This is a genomic window from Nocardia sp. NBC_01388, from assembly GCF_045040085.1.
Lineage (GTDB): Bacteria > Actinomycetota > Actinomycetes > Mycobacteriales > Mycobacteriaceae > Nocardia.
Genome location: NZ_CP109553.1, coordinates 6168131 through 6191147, shown reverse-complemented (window position 1 = coordinate 6191147; position 23017 = coordinate 6168131). Strand labels below are relative to the sequence as shown.

21 protein-coding genes and 1 pseudogene are annotated in these 23017 nt (G+C 66.5%); 9 read left to right on the top strand and 13 right to left on the bottom strand.

Translation table 11 applies throughout. The features are described from left to right. Positions 1 to 4 precede the first annotated feature (4 nt). On the top strand, positions 5 to 613 hold the full coding sequence (locus tag OG716_RS29900) for a TetR/AcrR family transcriptional regulator (protein ID WP_405133864.1): 609 nt from the start codon (positions 5 to 7) through the stop codon (positions 611 to 613). 423 nt (positions 614 to 1036) lie between these two features. On the opposite strand, the gene OG716_RS29895 is transcribed toward OG716_RS29900, so the two are convergent. Genes OG716_RS29895 through OG716_RS29885 form a run of 3 tightly spaced genes read right to left on the bottom strand, consistent with a single transcriptional unit; the run spans position 1037 to position 3531 of the window. Next, positions 1037 to 2359, bottom strand: a complete 1323-nt coding sequence (locus OG716_RS29895) for an LUD domain-containing protein (RefSeq protein ID WP_405133863.1) — start codon at positions 2357 to 2359, stop codon at positions 1037 to 1039. Between the two features lie 18 nt (positions 2360 to 2377). Next, positions 2378 to 2647, bottom strand: a complete 270-nt coding sequence (locus tag OG716_RS29890; RefSeq protein ID WP_405133862.1) for a hypothetical protein — start codon at positions 2645 to 2647, stop codon at positions 2378 to 2380. Beyond that, complete coding sequence (locus OG716_RS29885) at positions 2644 to 3531, bottom strand: nitrate/nitrite transporter (protein ID WP_405133861.1); 888 nt, start codon at positions 3529 to 3531, stop codon at positions 2644 to 2646. Before OG716_RS29885 ends, OG716_RS29890 begins: the two co-directional genes overlap by 4 nt. Positions 3532 to 3658: 127 nt before the next feature. On the opposite strand from OG716_RS29885, the gene OG716_RS29880 reads away from it, so the two are divergent. Further along, a complete protein-coding gene (locus OG716_RS29880) occupies positions 3659 to 5278 on the top strand; it encodes a PKD domain-containing protein (protein ID WP_405133860.1) in 1620 nt (539 codons plus the stop codon). Between the two features lie 81 nt (positions 5279 to 5359). Here the strand turns inward: OG716_RS29880 and OG716_RS29875 are convergent, their stop codons facing one another. After that, a complete protein-coding gene (locus tag OG716_RS29875; protein ID WP_405133859.1) occupies positions 5360 to 6997 on the bottom strand; it encodes a GMC family oxidoreductase in 1638 nt (545 codons plus the stop codon). Between the two features lie 294 nt (positions 6998 to 7291). On the opposite strand from OG716_RS29875, the gene OG716_RS29870 reads away from it, so the two are divergent. Both OG716_RS29870 and OG716_RS29865 read left to right on the top strand, forming a co-directional pair. Then, complete coding sequence (locus OG716_RS29870; RefSeq protein ID WP_405133858.1) at positions 7292 to 8524, top strand: cytochrome P450; 1233 nt, start codon at positions 7292 to 7294, stop codon at positions 8522 to 8524. A gap of 103 nt (positions 8525 to 8627) precedes the next feature. After that, entirely contained in the window at positions 8628 to 9092 is a 465-nt protein-coding gene (locus OG716_RS29865; RefSeq protein ID WP_405140002.1) for a glutathione peroxidase, read from the top strand. A 136-nt stretch (positions 9093 to 9228) separates the two neighbouring features. Here OG716_RS29865 and OG716_RS29860 read toward each other — a convergent pair whose 3' ends face one another. Next, positions 9229 to 10581, bottom strand: coding sequence for a cytochrome P450 (locus OG716_RS29860; protein ID WP_405133857.1), 1353 nt, complete (start codon positions 10579 to 10581; stop codon positions 9229 to 9231). Positions 10582 to 10623: 42 nt separating this feature from the next. Next, a complete protein-coding gene (locus tag OG716_RS29855; RefSeq protein WP_405140000.1) occupies positions 10624 to 11235 on the bottom strand; it encodes a TetR/AcrR family transcriptional regulator in 612 nt (203 codons plus the stop codon). A gap of 118 nt (positions 11236 to 11353) precedes the next feature. Between OG716_RS29855 and OG716_RS29850 the strand changes: the two genes are divergently transcribed. After that, a complete protein-coding gene (locus tag OG716_RS29850) occupies positions 11354 to 12007 on the top strand; it encodes a class I SAM-dependent methyltransferase (RefSeq protein ID WP_405133856.1) in 654 nt (217 codons plus the stop codon). A gap of 153 nt (positions 12008 to 12160) precedes the next feature. Then, complete coding sequence (locus tag OG716_RS29845; protein ID WP_405133855.1) at positions 12161 to 13669, top strand: DUF222 domain-containing protein; 1509 nt, start codon at positions 12161 to 12163, stop codon at positions 13667 to 13669. 526 nt (positions 13670 to 14195) lie between these two features. On the opposite strand, the gene OG716_RS29840 is transcribed toward OG716_RS29845, so the two are convergent. The 7 genes and pseudogenes from OG716_RS29840 to OG716_RS29810 form a co-directional block, all read right to left on the bottom strand. Continuing rightward, on the bottom strand, positions 14196 to 15266 hold the full coding sequence (locus OG716_RS29840) for a prenyltransferase (protein WP_405133854.1): 1071 nt from the start codon (positions 15264 to 15266) through the stop codon (positions 14196 to 14198). Then, on the bottom strand, positions 15253 to 15984 hold the full coding sequence (locus tag OG716_RS29835) for a class I SAM-dependent methyltransferase (RefSeq protein WP_355130038.1): 732 nt from the start codon (positions 15982 to 15984) through the stop codon (positions 15253 to 15255). The genes OG716_RS29840 and OG716_RS29835 overlap by 14 nt, the downstream gene beginning before the upstream one ends. Beyond that, positions 15978 to 17243 (bottom strand): glycosyltransferase family 4 protein, encoded by a 1266-nt coding sequence (locus OG716_RS29830; RefSeq protein WP_405133853.1) that lies wholly within the window; start codon positions 17241 to 17243, stop codon positions 15978 to 15980. The genes OG716_RS29835 and OG716_RS29830 overlap by 7 nt, the downstream gene beginning before the upstream one ends. Positions 17244 to 17362: 119 nt before the next feature. Then, a complete protein-coding gene (locus OG716_RS29825) occupies positions 17363 to 18220 on the bottom strand; it encodes an LLM class F420-dependent oxidoreductase (protein ID WP_405139998.1) in 858 nt (285 codons plus the stop codon). A 17-nt stretch (positions 18221 to 18237) separates the two neighbouring features. Continuing rightward, positions 18238 to 19710, bottom strand: coding sequence for an FAD-dependent oxidoreductase (locus OG716_RS29820; protein WP_405133852.1), 1473 nt, complete (start codon positions 19708 to 19710; stop codon positions 18238 to 18240). Between the two features lie 31 nt (positions 19711 to 19741). Further along, positions 19742 to 20101: a carboxymuconolactone decarboxylase family protein gene (locus OG716_RS29815; RefSeq protein ID WP_355130044.1), complete on the bottom strand. Its 360-nt coding sequence runs from the start codon at positions 20099 to 20101 to the stop codon at positions 19742 to 19744. A gap of 52 nt (positions 20102 to 20153) precedes the next feature. Continuing rightward, positions 20154 to 20528 (bottom strand): annotated as a pseudogene (locus tag OG716_RS29810) (NAD(P)-dependent oxidoreductase); the annotation flags it as partial. Between the two features lie 274 nt (positions 20529 to 20802). Here OG716_RS29810 and OG716_RS29805 point away from each other — a divergent pair. Genes OG716_RS29805 through OG716_RS29795 form a run of 3 tightly spaced genes read left to right on the top strand, consistent with a single transcriptional unit; the run spans position 20803 to position 23015 of the window. After that, positions 20803 to 22005: a cytochrome P450 gene (locus OG716_RS29805; RefSeq protein WP_405133851.1), complete on the top strand. Its 1203-nt coding sequence runs from the start codon at positions 20803 to 20805 to the stop codon at positions 22003 to 22005. Continuing rightward, positions 22005 to 22811 (top strand): SDR family oxidoreductase, encoded by an 807-nt coding sequence (locus OG716_RS29800; protein ID WP_405133850.1) that lies wholly within the window; start codon positions 22005 to 22007, stop codon positions 22809 to 22811. Before OG716_RS29805 ends, OG716_RS29800 begins: the two co-directional genes overlap by 1 nt. Beyond that, positions 22812 to 23015: a ferredoxin gene (locus tag OG716_RS29795; protein WP_405133849.1), complete on the top strand. Its 204-nt coding sequence runs from the start codon at positions 22812 to 22814 to the stop codon at positions 23013 to 23015. It abuts the gene before it with no gap. The last annotated feature ends 2 nt before the right edge of the window (positions 23016 to 23017 follow it).

The following is a 23017-nucleotide window of genomic DNA, read 5'->3' as shown; positions in this document are numbered from 1 at the left end:
TCCGGTGAGCGCACCCCCAGGCACGCGTCTCGGTCCGGGCCGCCCACGTGACCCGCAGCTGGACGCGCAAGTGCTCGGCGCGACACTGGAACTGCTGGTGGGGGAGGGTTATCAGGCCACCACGATTGCGGCGGTGGCCCGGCGGGCAGGTGTGGTCACCACCTCGATCTATCGGCGCTGGCCGAGTAAGCGGGCCCTGGTCGAGGATGCCATCTTCGGTCTGGAGGCGTTCGAGCACCCGGTCCCGAGCGGTGATCTGCGCGCGGATCTGCTGGCGTGGACCCGCCTGTTCCTGGCCGCGTCAGCGCATCCGGCCGCGCGCTCGGCCATACCGGGTCTGCTCTCGGAGTATCACGACGATCACGACAGCTACCGCCGCCTGCTGGATCGCGGCGAACTGCCCACCCGGGAGGTGCTGCGGGAGCTGCTGGCCGGTGCGGTGGCCGACGGCCAGGCCGCCCCCGATTGCGACAGCGACGCCGTCTTCGAACTATTGCGCGGCGCGACCCTGTTCCGGGCGCTCACGCACGGCACCGACGGTGCCGGGGATTTCTGCCGCCAGATCGCCGATGCCCTGCTCGCGGTGGCGGCGACGCCCGCGGCGCGCTCCTGAGCGCGGCCCGGTCAGTGAATGAGGCCGAACCAGTAGATCAGGCAGGCCAATACGAGGACGACCACTGTTTCCATCGTCTGATCCAATCTCCCTGGCGCACTTACTACCTATCATGCCAGTAGCTCGCGCAGGAAGAACCCGCCGGACCCGACACCCCTCGTGGACGGGTCCGGCGGGATCTTCCCCGTCCTGTCGCCCCCTTCGCGGCAGGACAGCCTTTCCTATGTGAACCAGCTGGTTGGATTGCTGGAGCACGATCCGGCACCCCTCGTGGCCGGACCGTGCCCCGGCGTTCCCGCCCCGCCGGTTGTGGTCTGTGTGCCGGAACTGCTCCGGCGTTGTGACAAACAATGCTCGGCCGCGCTTGGCACGGCCTTAAAAAGATCTTGCAGAGTGAAAATCGCTGGTAGTTGCGCTTTTTCGCTACTCCGGTTCGACCAGGATCAGTACCAGCCGACGCGGCCCGGGCCCGCTTGGGACTCGAATCCCCTTGCCGCCCGCGGTGGTCGGCGGCCCGCTGAACCAGGTGAGCGGGCGATCCGGATCCAGCACGGCGATCACCTCCGGAATGGCCGAGGCGACCTGCTCGGCCCGGACCACGCAGATGTGGCAGTCCGGCAGCAGCGTCGGCGCTCTGCGGCCCTGGCCCGATCCGCCGTCCAGTACCACGGTGGCCGAATCCGCCACGGCGGCAGCACAACTGGTGACCACGGCGTCGATTCGATCCAGCTCCAGCGGGGTCAGCTCGGGTTCGTCGGCGACCACCCGATTGCCAGGGGCCGCCGACCATTCGGCGAGCCAGGATGCGGGCACGCCGTCCGGAGCGACGACACTGTGCGCACCGTGCCGGGTCAGTGCCCCCGTCACGGTCGCCGGTAGTTCGTCGGCTGTCACCCGATGTATCTCTGCGCCATGGTGTTTCGAGCGTTCGACGAACAGTGACAGCACGGCGGTTCGATCATGCGGCTCGATGCCCGGCGCATGCCGCAGATACTCGCGCGGGACGGCCGTCGCGTGGCGGTCGGTGAGCAGGGCCGCCCGGACCAGCTCCTCGGCGAGCGCGCGGGTGCGGACATTGTCGACCAGGACGAGATGGAACTCGCGCGGTCCGTCGCCGTCGATGACTCCGGTCCAGGTGGAGATGCAGCGCGGCATGCGTTCGCCGCCACCGGCAAGGAGTTCCAGGACCACCTCGAGGTCGCGCCAGGTCGGCACGATCCGGTCGATGCCGGCCACCGAGATGAGGGTCCGCGGCAGTGTCAGGCACATGCGGCCGGTGCCGCCGGATTCCACGAGCATTACCGTGCCGCTCTCGGACACAACAAAATTCGCGCCGGTGACGGCGACCTTCGCGCGCAGTAGTCTCTCGCGCAGCACCGGATCGGTGCCCTCGGCAGCAGCGAGATCGTTTCCGCACGTGGTGATTCCGGCGGCGGCGAGGGCATCGCCGAGTCCGATCTCCGTGGTGAGCGCGGAATCGGCCCGGATGATCTCGGACTCGCCGGTGCCCTGAACGAGCTCCAGCACGATCCGGTTCGCGGCGGCGGCGTCGGATGCCCGGTGCACCACTCCGCCCGCCGCTCGCACCATCGATTCCAATTGCAGCAGATAGGAATCCAGGTGGCGCAGCACCTGATGTTCGATCGCGGACGCGCTGTCGCGCAGCTGCTCGCGGTCGGGTCGTTCGGCGGCGAGGGGCTGGCGTTTCCTGCGGTTGGTGCGGCTGGCTGAGAGTGCAGTGCGCATGCGGCTCCTTCGGAGACGTCAGGTGCGGATCTCGCGGCCCACCTTCAGGGTGTAGGCCAATGCCGCGGCAGCGGTGAGAGCGAGCAGCAGGTATCCGATCGTGTAGTTGCCCCGGGAGGTGTAGACCAATCCCATGATCAGCGGCGGGAAATAACCGCCGAGTCCGCCGGCCGCGCCGACCAGGCCGGTCACCGTGCCGACCTTCGCCGGATCGACGAGCTCGGCGATGAGTGCGAATACGCCACCTGTGCCGAGTCCGAGGAAGAAGGCCATCAGCACCATGCTCACGCCGGCCGGAACTCCTGTGGCGGATCGAAACTCAGTACCACCGCCATGACGGCCGCGCCGCCGAACGAGGTGGTCAGCACATTGACCGGGCCGACCCTGTCGGAGAGGATGCCGCCCAGCGGTCGCGCGAGCACGCCCGCGATGGAGAACCCGGCGGTGCGCAATCCCGCATCGGACTGCGCGAATTCGTAGACATTGCGCAGCACGGTGGGCAGATAGGTGGAGAAGGCCACGAACCCGCCGAATGCCACCGCGTAGAGCAGCGCGCCCTGCCAGGTGGCCTTGAGCTTCAGCGCGTCCCGGATCCGTGGCAGCGCGGGTTCCGTCGCGGGGGTCCACTTCGGTGAGTTGCGGCTGAACATCAGCATGATCACGCCCACGATCGCCAGCGCGACCGCCATCAGCACATGGGTTTGTGCGCGGCCGAGGTGATCGACCAGGCGCGGGGTGAGCAGCGCCGACAATGCGGTGCCGCCCATGCCCGCACCGAACACGCCGGTGGCGAAGCCGCGCCGGGACGGTTCGTACCAGGCGTTCACGAAGGGCACGCCGACCGCGAACGAGGTGCCCGCGATACCCAGGAAGAAGCCCCAGAAGATCAGCGCGCCATAGGAATTCGACCAGCCGACGAACAGGGCGGGGATGATCGAGACGAAGCAGATGACGGCGAACATGAGCCGCCCGCCGAACTTGTCGGCGAGCACACCCGCCGGAATTCGGCCGAGCGATCCGACCAGTACGGGGGTGGCCACCAGCATGGAGGTCTGACCGGGCGAGAGGCCCAAATCGTCTGTGTAGCTGCTTGATAGCGGACCAATGAGGTTCCAGGCACAGAAAGTCAGCGCGAAAGCCAGTGTAGCGAGCGTCAGATTTCTCGCATTCATACCGTTTGTCTAGCAGAAACGCCGCTTGAAGTGACTAAATTAGGCCAATTCGGCGCGCCTGGTTGGCAGTGGGCGGGGGGCCCGCACTATGGCTGCTGTCAAGTTGCGGAATGCTCAGGAGGCACATGTGAAATTGTGGCGATCTCGCTGGTGGCGGGCGGCGCTGCTGCCCGCATTAGTGGGTGCGACCGCGGTGTCGGGGCCGATGGCCCAGGCCGATGCCAATTCCGATTACCCACTGATCATCGATGTCAGTACGCCGGCGGACGGGCAGTGCGCCGGCACGAAGGGAGCCGAACATACTGGGCTGCACGGCACCACGGCCGTGTACATCCCGCCGGGCGTGCCGGCCCACTCCGATGTGGAGTGGCGAATCCTGGGTGGCGGGCAGCCGATTCGCAGCGGCATCGCACCGGTCAACAGCGACGTGGTGACGGTGGGATTCGATATCCCGCAGGACGAGCTACCCGCGGACGGCCGGCTTCGCGTGGATGCCCGCTCCCGGATTCCCGGTGGTGCGGTCAGCGGCTACGGCAAGCCGTGGAATCTGCGCGTGAGCCGGGATTGCCGTCCGTTGCACGTGGTTTCGGTCGGTGATTCGGTGACCTGGGGACAGGGGCTGGATCTGGATCGCAAGTTCGGTGACCTCACCACCGAAACGCTCGGCGCGCAGACCGGCCGGGTCACCCGGCTACACGACTATTCGGTCTCCGGGGCGGCGCTGGACGCACCGGGTCTGCACGCCGACAACGCACACTGTCCGGCCGCGAATGCCGGCGGCGGTGAACTACCCGATGTGTTCTGCCAATTGGAGGAAGCGGGCGGCGAGGCCCGAGACCGCGGCTATCAGGTGGACCTGGTCCTGCTGGACGGCTGCATCAATGATCTGGATCCGATCTTCGGCATCCCCGTCGGACTCACGCCGGGCAGTCAGGATCTGACCGCCGCGGTGCGCCGCGAATGCGGGGGTGCGGGAGCCGAACCGGTCAATCCGGCCGCGAATGTGCCGTACTTCAGCAGCAGCAAGCTTGGTTACGGCGGCCGGGGCATGCAGGACGCCATCGAGAAGGCCCATGCGCTGCCCGGCAGTCCGAAAGTGCTGGTGTCCAACTACTTCTACGGAGATGCCGCGCCGGGCACCCCGCAGGGTGTGCAGCAGCGCTGGTCGGAATTCGTACGGACCTCGGCGGAGGCGTTCCGCACGGCCGCGGATCGCGCCAATACCGCCGCCGGGGAGACCTTCGCGGTGGCCGCGGACGGCCTGTTCGGTCAGGACGGCGGAGCGGCCGGCAATGATTCCAAGCTGTGGATGAATCCGCTGGGCGACGAGGAGATCTCGCTGCGGCTGCTGGCCTGCCCACCGCACAGTGATCAGGCGCCGCAGTGCGGGAAGGCGGTGGCCGGGCACGCCGATGTCGAAGGCGCGCGGCAGTACGCGAAAACCTTCCTGCTGAATCCGAGAGTCCGCGAATGGTTCGGCGGCGGTGGGCCTCTCGGTGACGGCTTCACCGTCTCCCGCACCGCCGGTCCGTCCGGGTCCACGGTGGATTTCGACGCCACCCCGGCGGGCGGTGCGATTCGCCAGTACGAGTGGTACTTCGGCGATGGGGCGCACCTGACCACGAACGGTCCGGCCACCTCGCACGCCTACGCCGATTCCGGGCCGAACCTGCCGCGCCTGGTGGTCACGGATATGACCGGTCGCCGCAGCATGTACGAGCTGAACGAACCGATCGTCATCGGCTGAGGTTCTTCTCGGCCGGGTGACAACAGCACTCCGCCCCGGGACCTGAGGGGTCGGGTCCCGGGGCGGAGTGCTGTCAACGCTTTACGCGCCGATGAACTCGACGGCCTTCTCGCCGATCATGTAGCTCGGGGCATTGGTATTGCCGCCGGTGATGCTGGGCATGATCGAGGCGTCGGCCACGCGCAGGCCCTCGATGCCGTGCACCTTGAGCGTCGGGTCGACGACCGCGCGCTCGTCCACGCCCATACGGCAGGTGCCGACCGGGTGGTAGATGGAGTGCACGCGATTGGGGAGCTCCGCGCGCAGTGCGTTCTCGTCCTGCAGTGCGGGTCCGGGGGCGAGCTCCTCGGTCCAGTCATCGGCAATGCTCTTGTGCGCCATGATCTCCCGGATCATCCGAATGCCCTCGATGAGGAATTCGGTGTCCCGCGGGTCGCTCAGGTAGCCCGGGTCGATGAGCGGGGAGGCGAACGGGTCGCTGGAGGCCAGCGTCATCTCGCCGCGGCTCTTCGGGTAGATGAGGCTCGGGAAGATGGTGAAGCCGGGACGGCGATCGACCAGGTGCAGCTTGTCCTCGTCCTGGTTGGGGATCGGGTAGCTCCACGGCAGGGTGTGGATCTGCAGGTCCGGGTAGTCGCCCTCGGCGAACTTGGTCTTGACGAAGCCGCACGCCTCGAACACGGTGCGTCCCATCCAGGAGCTGCCCGGACGGAGCATCTCCTGCATGATGCCGCTGGCGAAGTGGGTCGGAATGCCGCGGTGGATGGCCTTCTTCGAGATGAAGGTCATCGGCACGAAGAGATGATCGTGCAGGTTCTGCCCGACGGGCAGATCGGCCACCACGTCGATGCCGTGTTCGCGCAGGTGCGCGGCCGGGCCGATGCCCGAGAGCATGAGCAGCTGTGGCGAGCCGATGACGCCACCGGAGACGATGACCTCCTTGGCGGCGCGCACGATGCGGCGGGTGCCGTTCTTCTCGGCGATCTCGACGCCGGTGGCGCGGCCGTTCTCGATGACGACCCGGGTGGCGTGCACATGGGTGAGCACGGTCAGGTTCGAGTTCGGCATATCGGTGATGTAGCCGCGCGAAGAGCTGTACCGCAGACCGTCTTTGACGCTCTGCTGGAAGATCGAGATGCCTTCCTGCGATTCGCCGTTGTAATCCTCGATGATCGGCGCGCCGGTGACGGCGGAGGCGGCGACCATGAACTGCTGGGCGATCGGCGTCAGGTTCTGCTGCCGGGTGACCTCGATGGGTCCGCCCGTGCCGCGCAGTTCGGTCGCGCCGTCCTGCCAGTTCTCCAGGCGCTTGTAGGCGGGGACGACCTCGTCGTAGCTCCACCCGGTATTGCCCTCGGCGGCCCAAGAGTCGTAGTTGGCCTTGTTGCCGCGCACGTAGAGCATGCCGTTGACCGAGCTGGATCCGCCGAGCACCTTGCCGCGCGTCATGGGGATCAGGCGGTCGTTGGCGTGCTTCTGCGGGGTGGAGAACTGCTTCCACGTCACGCGCTTCTTCAGCTGCGGGACGGTGTGCACCATGCTGATCGCGCCGGGCATGGTGACCAAGCGGGTGTTGTCCTTGCGGCCGGCCTCCAACAGGATCACGCTGGCGCCGCGCTCGGCGAGACGTCCTGCCACGATGGCGCCCGCACTACCAGCGCCGACGACTACGTAGTCGGCTGCCGTTGCGGCGTCCGCGGAGCGCGGAGAAGCGGTCATGTTCGTTACCTCATCCTCGAGTGTGCCTGGGGTCACTGTAGAACAGGTTCTAGTCTGCCCGCACGGTGGACATGATGTCCAGTCATAAGATCGACTTCAAGGGGTAGGGGGTCCCGAGTGAGTCGCGAGCGGTCATGTTCTAGAAATGCCCAGCGGTAACTGTATGGGCGGAGGGCGGCCGAGGCGCGATCACGCCATCGAAACCGGGGTTACCGTGCCGGGTGACGTGGTTCAATCGTCGTGAAACACGTTCCAGTTTCGAGATCATAGCGGCTAGCTGCCGTAGGAGGAACAGTGTCTGTTCCGTCATTACCGGCCGGATTCGATTTCACCGATCCGGGACTCTGGGCCGATCGCAGTCCCGTCGAGGAGTTCGCCGCGCTCCGGCGCACGGCGCCCGTCTGGTGGAATGCGCAGACTCCCGAACAGGCCGCGCCGTTCGAGGACGGCGGCTTCTGGGCAATTACCCGGCACGAGGACGTCAAGGAGATATCCCGCAGACCGGAGATCTGGTCGTCGCACGAAAAGGGCGCGATCATCCGAATGCCTGCCGATTCGCTACCGGAACAGCTGGAGCTGTCACGAAATGCGTTGCTGATCAATATGGATCCGCCGAAACACACCAAGATTCGGCGGATCATCTCGCAGGGATTCACCCCGCGCGCGGTGGAAGCCCTGCGCAAGACGCTCACCATGCGCGCGAAAGCCATTGTCGCCGAGGCGAAGGCCGCCGGCGGTGGCGATTTCGTGCAGCAGGTGGCGTCCGAACTGCCGCTGCAGGCCATCGCCGAGTTGCTCGGAGTGCCGCAGGACGATCGGCACAAGCTCTTCACCTGGTCCAATCAGCTGCTGAGCTATGACGATCCCGAGTTCGCCGGCGCGAATATGACCGCCAATGCCGAACTGCTCGGATACGCCTACAACCTGGCCGAACAGCGGCGCGCCTGTCCGGCCGCGGATATCGTGACGCAGCTGGTGACCGCCGATGTCGACGGTGAGGCGCTGGGCAGCGACGAATTCGGCTTCTTCGTCATCCTGCTCTCGGTGGCGGGAAATGAAACCACTCGCAATGCCATCACGCACGGCATGAAGGCATTCGTGGACAATCCGGGGCAGTGGCAGCTGTATCGGGAGCGGCGGCCGCGGACCGCGCCGGACGAAATCGTGCGCTGGGCGACACCGGTGACGTCTTTCCAGCGAACCGCGCTGTGCGACACCGAAATCGGCGGGCAGAAGATTCGCGAAGGCGATCGGGCGGGGTTGTTCTACAGCTCCGCCAACTTCGACGACGAGGTATTCACCGATCCGTTCTCGTTCGACGTACTGCGCGACCCCAATCCGCATGTCGGGTTCGGCGGCACCGGCACGCACTTCTGCGTCGGCGCGAATCTGGCGCGACTCGAGATCGACCTCATGTTCAATGCGATTGCCGATGCCATGCCCGATCTCGCCGAGGTGGCGCCGCCGGAGCGATTGCGGGCGGGCTGGATCAACGGCATCAAGCACTGGCAGGTCCGATACGCCTGAACCGGATGTCCGTATTCGTGCACCCGGGCGTGACGTGGGTGAACGGTGGCGTCCACGAACTCGTTCTATATTCGTGGACGTGACCTCACTTCGCGAAATCCCGCTGCAGACGCTCACCGACAAGCCCACCACGCTGGCTGAACTGGCCGGAGACAAGGTGGTGCTGCTGGTCAATGTCGCCTCCAAATGCGGCCTCACCCCGCAGTACACCGGCCTGGTGGAACTGCAGCAGACCTACGGCGCGCGCGGCTTCAGCGTGGTCGGCGCCCCGTGCAACCAGTTCATGGGCCAGGAGCCCGGCACCTCCGAGGAGATCGCCGAATTCTGCTCCACCACGTACGGGGTCGACTTCCCGCTGCTGGAGAAGCTCGAGGTGAACGGCGAGGGCGCGCACCCGCTGTACCGGGAGCTGACCCAGGTGGCCGACGCCGAGGGCGCCGCCGGCGATGTCCAGTGGAACTTCGAGAAGTTCCTCATCGGCCGTGACGGCACGGTGCTCGCCCGCATCCGCCCCCGCACCGAGCCCACCGACGAGTCGGTAACCAGCGCAATCGAAGCCGCGCTCTAGTCATTGAGGTGTGGATCCCGGCCAAAAGCGCGCCGGGAGGCCGAGACGAAGTGCGCCGGGATGACGAGCCCCGTCATCGCGGACGGCGGCCCCCCGCCATCCCGGCATGCTTTTGGCCGGGATCCACACCTACCGGCTACATGCGCCGTCGCCGGTAGCGGACCGCGCAGGGCTGCTGCAGTTGCACGACCATCTTGGAGTGGTCGTTGCGGTAGGTGTCCGACGGCTGGGCGAGCTCGAATTCCCAGTCGCGCAAGAGGATCGAGAAGATCGCCTTCAGTTGCATGAGGGCGAAGGCTGCTCCCACACAGCGGTGGCGCCCCGCGCCGAAGGGGATCCAGGTCCAGCGGTTCAACAGGTCGGCCTGATTCGGGTCGAGGTAGCGGCCGGGGTCGAAACGGCCGGGTTCGGGGAAGTCCTCCGGAATGCGGTTGGAGACAGCGGGTGTCGCGGCCACCAGGTCGCCGGGGGCGATGGTGTGGCCGCAGACGTCGAATTCGTCGCGGGCCACGCGCATCAGCACGATGAGCGGCGGGTGCAGGCGCAGTACCTCCTTGAGCACCGCCTCCAGCTGTGGAATCTGGCGTAGCGCATGGAAACTCACGTCCGCGCCGTCGGCGTAGAGCTCGTCCAGTTCGGTGACGACGCGCCGCATCACCTCCGGATTGCGGAGCAGTTCGATGATCGTCCAGGCGGCGGTGCCCGAGGTGGTGTGATGCCCCGCGAACATCATGGAGATGAAGACGCCGGTGATCTCGCTGGGTGAGAAGCGGGGGTTGCCCTGCTCGTCCTGGATCGAGACCAGCACATCCAGCATGTCCCGATCGTCTTTGCCGGTGGGCGGATTCGCGAGCCGGCCCGCCATGATGTGCCGCACCAGCTTCACCAGTTGCCAGCGGGCTTCATCGCGGCGGCGGAAGCTTTCGATGGGTGCGTCCGGGTCGACGTAGCAGTAGGCGTCGGTCCCGCGCTCCAGCTCGTGATAGAGGTATGCGAAGCGCTTGTCGAGCTCTTCACGGAATTTGACGCCGATGAGGCAGGCCGACGAGGTATAGATGGTCAGCTCGGCGAAAAATTCGAGCAGATCGATTTCGCCTGTGGTGCCACATGATTCGAGCATGCGGTGCACTTCGCGGGCGATCGTGGTGGCATGACCGCGCATCTGATCGGCGCGCAGCGCCTGATTGTGCAGCATTTCTTTACGGCGCTCCGGCGGGGCGTCGAAGACCACGCCGGCACCGAAGATGGGCTTCATGAACGGGTAGGCGGCGGCCTGATCCAGGTCCTCATCGCTCGCGCGGAAGAAGAATTCATTGGCCTGCGCACCGGTCAGCAGAATGACATCGCGCTGGGCCAGCCGGAAGGCGCCGATATCACCGCATTCGGCGCGGACCCGCGTCATGAGGGCGATGGGGTCGGTGCGGAATTCCTCGAGGTGGCCGTGCTCGTGTTCGCCGCCCGATACCTGCCGTGGTCTGGTCGGCGTCATCGGAAACCTCCCGCAGTGCAGCAGACAGCTGTCTGGACGGTACTACGGGAGTGGGTGCCCGGCAGCCGAATCCGCGGATTCCGGAAGACCTCGGTCGCGCAGCGCGAGCAGCGCGGATTTCTCCAGGCGGTCGGCGATTTCGGCATACGAGGCGTACCCCATACCGGCGCGCACCAGTGCGCCCGCGTACAGCAGTTCGAGCGTCTCCACGAGGTCCAGATCCGCCTCCGCGCCGAGGGCGCCGATGAGCCGCTGGCGAATCTCGCTGCCGATACGCAACCGCAGATGCGCCACATCCGGATCGGTGCCCAGCAGCGCACTCGTCACCGCGCCCGCGAGCGCCGGTTCGTCGGCCACGAGCATGGCGGTCTGCCGCAGCACCGCGAGCACCCGCTCATTGCTGTCGAGGCCCTCGTTGCCGGGTGCGGGCGTGGCGGCCAGTCGCCGCCAGAACAGCTCCGCGACCAGATGCTCCTTCGAGGAGAAATAGGTGTACGCGGTGGCGGTGCCGACTCCGGCGGAGGCCGCGACCATGCGCACCGTCAGCCCCGCGAAACCCTCTCTGGACAGCACTTCCATCGCCGCCGTCGTGAGCCGATCGACGGTGTCGGCCTGCTTCTCGGTGAGCCGGCGGCGGGTGGCCTCCATGCTCACCGTGGGACGTTCGGAAAGGGAATCAGACACGTGTCCGGATGCTACTATGGGCCCGGTCTCCGGGCAACTCGCCGATGTGCAATGTGCATCAATGCGTGCGCCCCAGAAAGGTTTTCGTATGACGCAGGCCGAGATTTCCGCCGACACCCGCGCTTTGTTCGAACTCGCCGAGCGAACCACCGGATTCATGCCGCCGGAAGAGGGTCGCGCACTCTACGAAGCCGCGCTCATGTACGCGGGCGACGGCACCATTCTGGAGATCGGCACCTACTGCGGCAAGTCAGCCATCTACCTGGGTGCGGCCGCGCGCGAAACCGGAGCGACGGTCTTCACCGTCGATCACCACGGCGGCTCGGAGGAACACCAACCGGGCTGGGAGTACCACGACACCAGTCTGGTCGACCCCGAGACCGGAGTCTTCGACACCGTAACCGCATTCCGCCGCAGCATAGTTCGCGCAGGCCTGGCCGAAACCGTGATCGCGGTCATCGGCACCTCCGCCGCCGCGGCCCGCATCTGGCGCACACCCCTGCGCCTGCTGTTCATCGACGGCGGCCACACCGAGGAAGCCGCACAGCGCGACTACGACAACTGGGCCCACTGGGTCGCAGGCGGCGGCCTCCTGGCCATCCACGACGTCTTCCCCGACCCCGCCGACGGCGGCCGGGCGCCGTACAACATCTACCGCCGAGCAATGGACAGCGGAAAGTTTCGCGAGCTTTCCGTGACGGGTTCACTGCGGATTCTTCAGCGCAATGCCGCGTGCAATTGAACAAGGCAAAAGAGACAAGACAAAGACGCCTGGACAAGATAGAGCAAGACATAAGAACGCAAGACGAAAGCTAAAACCCGAATATTCTGAATAGGCTTATATCACAACGGAATTCGCCTTTCCGGGTCTGATTTCCGGGAGTAGAATAGAGGCATGGAATCAGGGGGAGAAACCGCAATCGCGGCCAGTGCATCAGCACTGGCCGCTGCGGTCGAATCCCTCGCCAACCTGTCGTTGATTCCGGTGCCGGACACCGACATCGTGGCGTTGATGCAGCAGATCGAAACCTGCACTCGCCGGTTGGCGTCGGTGCAACGGGATCTGATCGTGCAAGCCTGCGCCCGGTCATTGCCCGCTCTCAACGGTTCGGGTAGCCCGGCCCTGTATTTGCAATCGGTGCTGCATATCTCGCACGGGGATGCGATCAACCGGTGGCGTGCCGCTGAGGATCTCGCGGTGTGGCATCGCGTCGGTGACGAGCCCGACCCGGCCCCGGTGCTGCCGTGCTCGGCCCAAGCCCTCGACGAGGGTGCGATCTCCCTCGATCACGTGCGAGTCATCCGGCAGGTCATGAACCGGTTGCCCGGCAAGGTCGCTCCCGAAGCCCGCGCCTACGCCGAGAAGCAACTCGCCTTGCAGGCGCGTGCCTTGGATCCGACGCATTTGCCGAGGATCGGGGAGATGATCCTGGGTTTCCTGGACCCGGACGGCAAGCTGACCGAGGACGCGGATCGGCAGAACCAGCGCAGTGCGGTTCTGAGCCCGCAACGCTACGACCTGATGTCCACCCTCACCGTCGAGCTCACCCCCGATGCCCGTGCGGCATTCGATGCTGTCATGGCCAAGCTGGCCCGTCCCGGTATGTGCAACCCGGCGGACAAGGAAAGCCCGTGGGCCGAGGATGAGGACAACCCGGTGCCCCGGGATGTGCTGGAGGCGTGCGCGGCCCGTGACGAGCGCAGCAAGGCCCAACGCCAGCACGATGCGTTGCTGGCGGTGTTGCACCCGGACTTCAACCCCACCAAGCTGGGTTCCCACCGTGGGCTGCCGGTCTCCACGATCATGACCATCGACATCGAGGACGTCGAACGCGCTGCGGGGGTGGCCACCACCGCCACCGGTGGGCAGGTCCCGGTCGAGAACGCCCTCCGGTTGATGGCCCGCCACTGCAAGACGTTCGTGCTCGTGAAGGACAAGCACGGTATGCCGTTGCATATCGGGGAAATCCGGTTGGCGAATCCGGCGCAACGGTTGGCGTTGATCGCCACCGAACGTGGGTGCACTCGCCCGGGGTGCTCGGCTCCGGCGAGTATGGCCGCGGCCCATCATGTGACCGAGTTCAGCAAGGGCGGCCCGACCGATATCGAGAACCTGACCTTGGCGTGTGATCAGTGCCACGGCCTGGTCAAAGACGGGCCACGCGGGTGGAAAACGATCAAACTCGGTGCGGATTCGGACTTTCCGGGCCGGACCGCGTGGATCGCCCCGGCGCATGTGGACCCGACCCGAACTCCGCAGGTCAACCACCTGCATCACCCGGGGGAGTTGTTGACCGAGGTTCCGCCGTCGGTGCGGCCTCGCAGGGTGTGTCGTGCCTCGGGATTGTCGCCGGTGCGGTACCGGGTGCTCGGCCGGGCCGTCACACCCCTACCGCGACAATAGGTTCTCCCGCCTCTGGTGTCACCGGCAGGTTGTTCCTGTCGGTGCTGGAGGTCGTTGCCGCATCGGCTTTCGGGCCGGTTCGCTCGCCGAACAATGACAACCCCACCGCGACAACAGGTTTCCCCGCCCCGGACGCGTACCCGCAGGGCGGCAACACCACCGAGGGCCACCACCGAATCTGCCGCCCACCGGACCACACCACCACACCACCACGCCAGACCGCGAGTCTTCCCTGCCCCTGCCCCTGCCCCTGCCGCTGCCCCTGCCCCTGCCGCTGCCGTTGTCGCTGCCCCCTGTCGGCCTGATCCCGCTCCTGCTGTAGGCCGTTGCCCGGCGTGGCCTTCCGGGTTCTTGTTCTTCGATCCCTTGTTTCCAGGCGTCCTTGTCTTTCGGCTCTTGTCTTTTCGTGTGGTCCGGTTTCAGAGACAAACACGAAGAACGAAGACTCGGATGACATGGGCTGAGAGGGCGAGACGCGGAAAGGTGAAGGTTCGGCGAGTGAGGGCGGGGAGGAGAGGGTGGGGTGTCAGGGGGTGCTGGGTTCGGGGCAGGTGCAGGTTGTTGGGGTGGGGAGGTGGGGGAGGAGGGTGCGGAAGATGTTGTGGGCGGGGGTGGTTCGGGTTAGGGCGTCGGCGGCTAGGAGGGTGGCGGCGGCGGTCCAGGTGGTGCGTTCTTCGGGCCAGCGTTTGCCGTCGGTGAAGACGAGCCCGGTCCAGTAGGAGCCGTCGGACTCGCGGAGATGTTGCATGTTGGTGAAGAGGTGAAGGGCTCGAGAGGTGTCGCCTATGGCATCCAGGGTCAGGACCAGTTCGCAGGTTTCTGCGCCGGTTACCCAGGGTTGGTCGGAGACGCAGCGGATGCCCAGGTCGGGGACTACGAAGGTGGGCCAGTGGGTGTCGATTCGGGCTTGGGCGGCTCGGCCTCGGATCGCGCCGGAGAGGACGGGGTAGTACCAGTCCATGGAGTAGCGGGCCTTGTCGAGGAAGGCTTCGGGGTGGTCGCGGAGGGCGTGGCCCAGTCGGAGGGCGGCTACCTCCCACTCGGGTTGGGGGTCGCCGAGTTGGTCGGCCAGGGCGAGGGCACAGCGGAGGCTGTGGAAGATGCTGGAGCAACCGGTGAGGAGGGCTTCGCCGGAAGAGCCCTGGGGGCCTGCGGACCAATGGATTTCGCCGAAGCGGCCCTGTTGGAGCGAGAGGACGAAGTTGACGGCGTCGCGGACCACCGGCCACATTTCGCGGGCGAAGACGTAATCGCCCGTGCTGGTGGAGTAGTGCAGCACGCCGGTGGCGATGTAGGCGCAGAAGTTGGTGTCGCTGTGCTCGTTCTCGATGACGCCGTCGCGGAACTGGCTGGGCCAGGAACCTTCGGCGCGCTGGGTTTTCGCGCTCCAGAGGTAGGCGGCGCGGGCTTCGTCCAGCAGCCCGGCCGCCGTCAATGCCATGGCGTTTTCGATGTGGTCCCAGGGGTCGGTGTGGCCGCCGGTGAACCAGGGCAGCGCGCCGTCGGATTCCTGTGTGGCGGCGATGGATTCGGCGCTCTGCAGGAACTGGCGGGCGGTCAGGACACCGGGGACGCGGGGTAGGTCAGCGCCGGGCACTGCGAACCGCCGGTTTCGCGAAGTACAGGGCGACGCTCTTGCCGATGAACGGATCGAGCAGTCGTTCGGTGACGCGGGTGAGCTGCGGCGCGGACATCATGTCCCACACCAGCATTCGGTGATAGGTGCTCACCAGCGGGTTCTTCTCGTCCTTTACACCGACCGCGCATTTCAGCCACCAGTACGGGGAGTGCAGCGCATGTGCGTGGGCCCTGTGGATGAATCGCATACCCTGCGCCGCGACCTTGTCGCGGAGTTCGTCGGCGCGGTAGATACGGACGTGTCCGCCCTCGTTGGCGTGGTATTCGTCCGACAGTGCCCAGCAGATCCGTTCCGGCAACCACCGCGGCACCGTGATCGCCAGTGCCCCGCCGGGTTTGACCACGCGCACCAATTCGGCGATGGCCGCCTCGTCCTGGGGCACGTGCTCGAGGATCTCGGAGGCGATCACCACATCGAATTCCCCGTCCCCGTAGGGCAGATCCAGTGCGTCGCCGCGCACCGTCTCGGCCTTGGCGTACCCGGGCGCCTCGCCGACCTCGGCCATGGCCTGGAACATGACGTCCACATCGGCCAGGTCCGAACCGTTCTGGTCGAACGCCACAATGTCCGCACCGCGCCGATACGCCTCGAACGAATGCCGGCCGGCCCCGCACCCCACATCGATGACGCGGGTGCCGGGGCCGATGCCCAGGCGATCGAAGTCGACGGTCAGCATTGGTGCGCCTCCTGGCGGATCGGGGTGATTGCCGGACGGGAGCCGTGCCGGGTTATAGCTTGTTCGTAGACGGAGACCGTTTGGGCGGCAACGGCTTCCCAACTGAAGACCTCGAGAGCGCGTCGCCGCCCGGCCGCGCTCAGGTGACGCAGGCGTTCGGGGGAGTCGAGCAGTTCGCCGAGTACCCGGGTCAGCTCCGCGACATTGCCGGGTTCGACCAGCTCCGCGCAGCCGCCGACCACCTCGGGCAGGGCGCCCGCGCGGCTGGCGACGAGAGGTGTGCCGCTGGCCATGGCCTCCACGGCGGGCAGGGAAAAGCCTTCGTACAGCGAGGGGATGCAGGCGATTTCGGCGGAGCTGAGCAGCTGGGCCAGTTCCTCGTCGCCGAGTCCGCTGACGGCGGTGACGATATCGGCGATGCCGAGTTCGGCGATGAGCTTCTCGGTGGGGCCTTCCGGCTCCAGTTTCGCGACCAACCGCACGTCCAGAGCATGCGTATTACGCAGCTGGGCAACGGCATTCAGCAGGTGCGAGATGCCCTTCAACGGCTTGTCCGCGCTGGCAACGGCGACAATGCGCCCGGGCACCCGCGGTGACGCCCGCGGCCGGAACAGTTCGGTGTCCACACCCAGCGGCACCGTGCGCAGCTGTTCCGGCAACACCCCGAAGTCCGCGGCGATATCGTTCGCCGAGGACGACGATACGGTGATCAGCTCCGGAATCTGCCGGGCCACCCGCTGCTGCATGCCGAGAAATCCATACCACCTGCGCAGGAAGGGTTTTCGCCGCCACGTCGCGGCGGCCAGATCGACCTCCCGGTCCCGGGTGATCGGATGGTGGATGGTCGCGACCAGCGGCAGATGCCGCGCGATATCCAGCAGCCCGTAGCCGAGGCACTGATTGTCGTGCACCACATCGAATTCCGCCGCCCGCGCGCGCAGGAGTCTCGCGGCGCGCAGGCTGAAGGTGCGTGGCTCCGGGAAGCCCGCCGTCCACATGGTGGCGACCTCGAGCAGGTCGATGCCGTCGCGGATCTCGCTGGGCCGGGGGGTGCGGAACGGGTCCTCGTCCCGGTACAGATCCAGGCTCGGGACCTCGGTGAGTCGCACCCGGGGGTCGAGATGTTCCGGATAGGGCTGCCCGGAGAACACCTCGACCGCATGCCCCAGTTCCGCCAGGCCCGCGCTGAGATAGCGGACGTAGACCCCTTGTCCTCCACAGTGGGTTTTGCTGCGGTAGGACAGCAGGGCAATACGCACGTCACGGCCTTTCGTAGGGCGCAGCGAAATTTACTGGGGGAGTGTGAATTTCAGAAGTCGCGCCGGCCGCCCGGCAACTGGGCCGGACGGCTCGGGAATCAGCGGACCAGGCCGAGCGATCAGCGGAGCAGGCCGAGCGGCTCGAGTTTGCCCGCCAGCCGCTCCAGATACGCCAGGACCTCGGCCTCCGGCTTGTCCGGCATGCCGTAGAGCACGTCGGTGACACCGGCCTCGGACCAGGCGGCCAGCTTCTCCGCATCGGGCTTGAAGTCCAGTGCGACCACGCGCGGTGCGCCCTCGCGTCCGGCTTCCTCCCAGTGCTTCATGAGCAGTGCGGTGGAGGCGAAGACATCCGATTCGGTGGGCGTGGTGATCCACCCGTCGGCCGACTTGGCGATCCACTTGAAGGTCTTGTCGGTGCCGCCCGCCCCGATGAGCAGCGGCACATGTGCCTGCACCGGCTTCGGCCACGCCCAGCTGGGACCGAAGGAGACGAAGTCACCGGAGTAGCTGGCCTCCTCCTGCGTCCACAGCGCCCGCATGGCTTCGATGTACTCGCGCAGTACGGTGCGCCGCTTGTTGCCGGGCACCCCGTGATCGGTGAGTTCGTCGGTGTTCCAGCCGAATCCGGCGCCGAGCGTGACGCGCCCGCCGGAGAGGTGATCGAGCGTGGCGATCGTCTTCGCGAGGGTGATCGGATCACTCTCGGTGGGCAGCGCCACCGCCGTGGACAATTCGATGCGGGAGGTCACCGCGGCGATGGTTCCCAGCGTCACCCACGGATCGAGCGTGCGGGTATAGCGATCGTCGGGCAGTTCGGCGGTGCCGGTGCCGGGATGGAACGCCTCGCGCTTGATCGGGATGTGGGTGTGCTCGGGCACGAAGAACGAGGCGAAGCCCTGCTCCTCGGCCGCCTTGGCGGCGACCGCGGGGGTGATGCCGCGGTCACTGGTGAATTGAACGATGCCGAATCGCATATGCGTCATCCCCTCTCTCAGTTGGATTTGGCGGCGGCGATGCCCGCGCGCCTGCCGTAGAAACTTCCGTCACCCAGCGAGCAACCGCTGGCATAACCGCCCGCGCAGATGCCCGAGGTGACGCGACCCGCCGCGAACAGTCCGGGGATCGGCTCGCCGGACACGTGCAGCACCCGCGAATCCAGATCCGTGCGCAGCCCGCCGAGGGTGAATCCGCCGGTGTAGCCGCACAGGTCGTACGCGCCCAGCGGAGTGCCGATGGGCTTCACCCACTCCGGCTTCTTGTGCAGGAACGGGTCTTCGCCGTTCTCGGCATGCTTGTTGTAGAGGTCGATGGTCGATTTCAGGGTGTCGGCCGGGAGCCCCATTTCGCTCTCCAGCTCGGCGACGGTCTCCGCGACCCACGTCGGCGCGATGCGCAGGAAAGACATGGATGACTTGGTCTCGAACGCCTCCTCCAGAGCCGTCTCGTCGATGATGAGATACGCCTGATTGTCCTGGTCCTGCAGCACCGCCTGGCCCAGTCGGCCGGGGTAGGTGTCCTCGGTGACGAACCGCTGCCCGCGGCCGTTCACCAGAATGCCGCGCACCACCACCTGCGGGTCCGCGACCAGGGCGACCTCGGTGGCGTCCATATGCGCCAGATCCGCGCCCAGCGCCTGCGCGACCCGGATGCCGATGCCGTCGTGCTCCTCGACGGTCGCGGCGGGCCGCCCGGCGATCTTGGGCGCGAACCGCTCGACCATTTCGTGCTGGTACGCGAAGCTGCCGGTGGCCAGCACCACGCCGCGCTCGGCCCGGACGAACAGTTCCTTGCCGTATCGCTTGGCCGCCACCCCGACCACCCGGCCGGCGTCGTCGACCACGAGCCGCTGCAGCCGCACATCGAATTCCCGGCGGACGCCGAGCTTTTCGGCGGTATGGGCGAGCGGCTCCATCAGCATGTAGCCGCCGCCCTTCTCACCCAGCTTCTTGTCCTTGGTCCAGGCGAGGTGCCCACGCGGCACGGGGTCGGCGATGGTGTTGAACGGTGCGGCGTTCTCGCCGCCGGAGAACATCAGGCCCTGGTCGGCCGGCGGCTCGTAGCCGGGCTCGCCCCAGAACTCCTCCTTGAACGGAACACCCTGCGAGACAAGCCAATCGAAGTGCTCGACGCTGCCCTGGCAGTAATCGTGGATCTTGTTCTTGTCCACGCCCGGTCCGAGTGCGGCGGTCAGGAACTTCTCCATGTTCTCGGGAGTGTCCTCGAATCCGAGCGCCCGCTGCAGTGCCGTACCGCCACCGAGGTAGATGAAACCGCCGGACAGGGCGGCCGCGCCGCCCCAGCCGCCGGTGCGTTCCAGCACGAGCACATCGGCGCCCGCGCCGGCCGCCTCGATGGCGGCGCACACCCCGGCAATGCCGTATCCGACGACGACCACATCGGCCTCGAAGTCCCAGGAGTCGACCTCGCTGGACCGGAGCGGTCGTACGGTGGCGGTTTCAGCCATGTTCTGTTCAATTCCTAACGGGGGAGGGGAATTACTGCTTCTTGTGCTGTTTGACGGCCTTGCCGACCACGCCGTCCAGGGTGGTGCCCGCGGGCCAGCCCACGTAGTGGCACAGGAACAGCGCGATCTCCCTCAGCTGCTCCTCGTCCAGTTCCTCATTGCGCAGGGCCGCGCCGACCTGGATCTCGGCAATATCGAACAGGCCCTGTGCGGTGACCGCGCCGAGCAGCAGCAGCCGCCGGTCGCGAATGGAAAGCCCTGGGCGCGACCAGATATCGGCGAAGAGATGATCGGCGGTGACCGCGAAGTGTTCGCCGGGGCCGTCCTGGAATTCCCAGCCGTACACCTCGCTCATCTTCTTCAGTCCGCGTTCTCTGCGCTCGTCGGTCATGAGTTCCCCACCATTCCTGTCGTATCGATATGAGCTGTTGCCATGCGTGAAATCACCACTGCTCCCTCGCGATCGCGCCGCGCCCGACACCCAGCCCGTCGCCGAGTCCGCCGAGCGCCTGATCGGCCAGGGGCAGTTCCACACCCAACCGTTGCCCGAGTTCGAGCGCGAGCGACAGATCCTTCTCACCGAGATCGCGCACATGGGTGAGAATCGGGAACCAGAAATCGTCCTCGGCCACCGCCGCGGTGGTGTCGCGCAGCATGATCGCGCCCGGACCGCCGGTGTGCTTGTCGGAGTGCCGGACCACCTTGCCCAGCTCACGAATATCGAGCCCGGCCGCTTCGGCCAGCCGCTGCGCCTCCGACGCCGCCGTGCCCAGGCCGATGAAGCCGACGGAGCGTTCGACACCGGTCATTCGCGGACCACCGATCCGTTGCCGTCAGGGCTGAGATTGCTCGGGCTCAACGGTAGCTCCCATGCTGTCCGGACACGTGTACGGACTATAAGTTCGGAGCTCGGAAACGCGCAAGAACATGTTTCAGTTTGGGAGACTGTTTCTCAGGTTAGATTCGTCGATCCGTTGCCAGCAGCCCGCCGCGCTAGTACCGTGCAGACACGTGTCCAGTCAGTTGTACTGATGGCGGGACGGCGTCCGCCGGAGCCGGCGAACGTGTTATGGAATACGAGGTGCAGAGACGATGACCGCAGCCTCCCTCGAGCCGCTGCTGTTCGACCCCTACGACTACGGCATCCATGAGGATCCGTACCCCATCTACCAGCGGCTGCGCACCGAAGCGCCGGTGTATCACAATCCGGGGCTGGACTTCTGGACGCTGTCGCGGCATGCCGATGTGGGCGCCGGATTCCGCGACAATGTGCGGCTCTCCAGCGCCAACGGGGTATCGCTGGATCCGGCAGCCTGGGGGCCGCACGCCCACCACACCATGTCCTTCCTGGCCATGGACGATCCGCGGCATCTGCGCCTGCGCAAACTCGTCTACCAGGGCTTCACCCCGCGCCGGGTGACCGAGATGAGCGATCGCATTCGCGAGATCACGCTGCAGCATCTCGAACCCGCGCTGGCGAGTAGGAGTTTCGACTGGATCGACGATGTCGCGGGCAAACTCCCCATGGACGTCATCTCCGAACTGCTCGGTGTGCCCGATGCCGACCGCGCCGAATTGCGCAGGCTCGCCGATCTGCTGCTGCATCGTGAGGAGGGCGTGCTCGATGTACCCGTCCCCGCCATGGAGGCGGCACTGAGCCTGTTCGGCTACTACACCGATATGGTCGCCGCCCGCCGCAAACAGCCCGCGGATGATCTGACCTCCGCACTGCTGGAGGCCGAAGCCGACGGCGATCGGCTCACCGATCAGGAGATCATCGGCTTCATGTTCCTGATGGTGGTCGCCGGAAACGAGACCACCACAAAACTGCTGGGCAATGCCCTGTACTGGGCGGGAGTGAACCCCGAGCAGTACGCCAAGGCGGCCGAGCATCCCGACCTCGTCGGCGACTGGGTGGAGGAGACGCTGCGCTACGACGCGTCCAGCCAGATCCTGGCGCGCACCGCGGCCGAGGATCTCGAGTACTACGGGCAGACCATCCCGCAGGGCTCGAAGGTGTTGCTGCTCATCGGATCCGCCAATCGCGATACCGCGGCATTCCACGATCCGGACCGCTATGACATCGAACGGGCCGACAAGGGCGGGCTGATCAGCTTCGGGCGCGGCGTGCACTTCTGCCTGGGCGCGCATCTGGCACGGCTGGAGGCCGGAATCGTGCTGCGGGAGTTCACCGATCGGGTGCGCTCCTACGGATTGGAGGCGGGCAGCGAGCGCGTGCATTCGGTGAATGTGCGCGGCTTCGCGAAACTGCCGGTGACAGTGGAGGTTCGGTAATGCCGCGGTTCGCACCACATCCCGCCCGCAGGCCGGTTCTCATTGCCGGCGCTTCCTCGGGCATCGGGGCCGCCACCGCGATCGCGCTGGCCGAGCTGGGATATCCGGTAGCGCTGGGCGCCCGGCGTGTGGAGATCTGCGAGACCCTGGCCGAGAAGATTCGCGCCGACGGGGGCGAGGCCTTCGCCCATCGGCTCGATGTCTCCGATACCGCGTCCGTCGACGAATTCGTGGTCGCCGCCGAAAACGCGCTCGGACCGATCGAAATCGCGGTCTACGGCGCGGGTGATCTGGAATTCGGGCAGGGCTGGGACGTGCACCCCGAACTGTTCGACTCGCAGGTGCAGGTGCACCTGGTGGGTGCGCAGCGCCTCGCGCACCGGGTCGTACCCGGCATGATCGCAAGGCAGCGCGGGGATTTCGTCGTCATCGGCTCGGACTGCGCCGATCGGCCGCGACCGGGAATGGGCGCGTACAACGCCGCCAAGATGGGCGTCGAGGCCCTCGCCCGGCAAATGCGCATGGAACTGGAGGGCACCGGTGTGCGCTCGTCCATCGTGCGCCCGGGCCAGACCCAGACCGGTATGGGTATGACGGCCACCCCCGAGGTGGTCGGGCCGCTGCTCGAGGACTGGGTGAAGTGGGGCTTCGCCCGGCACTCCTACTTCCTGCGGGCCTCCGATATCGCCGCCGCGATCGTCGCCGTGGTCTCGACGCCGCGCGGGGCACACCTGGTGCTCGTCGAGGTGCAACCGGAAGCGCCGCTGAAAACCCCTGCACCGAAAAAGGATTCAGAAGGAGAGTAGATGCGCCTCGTGGTCGATCTCGACCTCTGCCAAGGGCATGCCGTCTGCCAGGACGAAGCCCCCGCACTCTTCCAGGTACCCAAACACGGGCAGGTCGACCTACTCCGCGCCGATCCCGGTGACGACCTGGACGCGGCTCGTGCCGCCGTCCGCTACTGCCCCACCCAGGCGCTCTCGCTCCGCGAAGACGATCCCACAGACTGAAG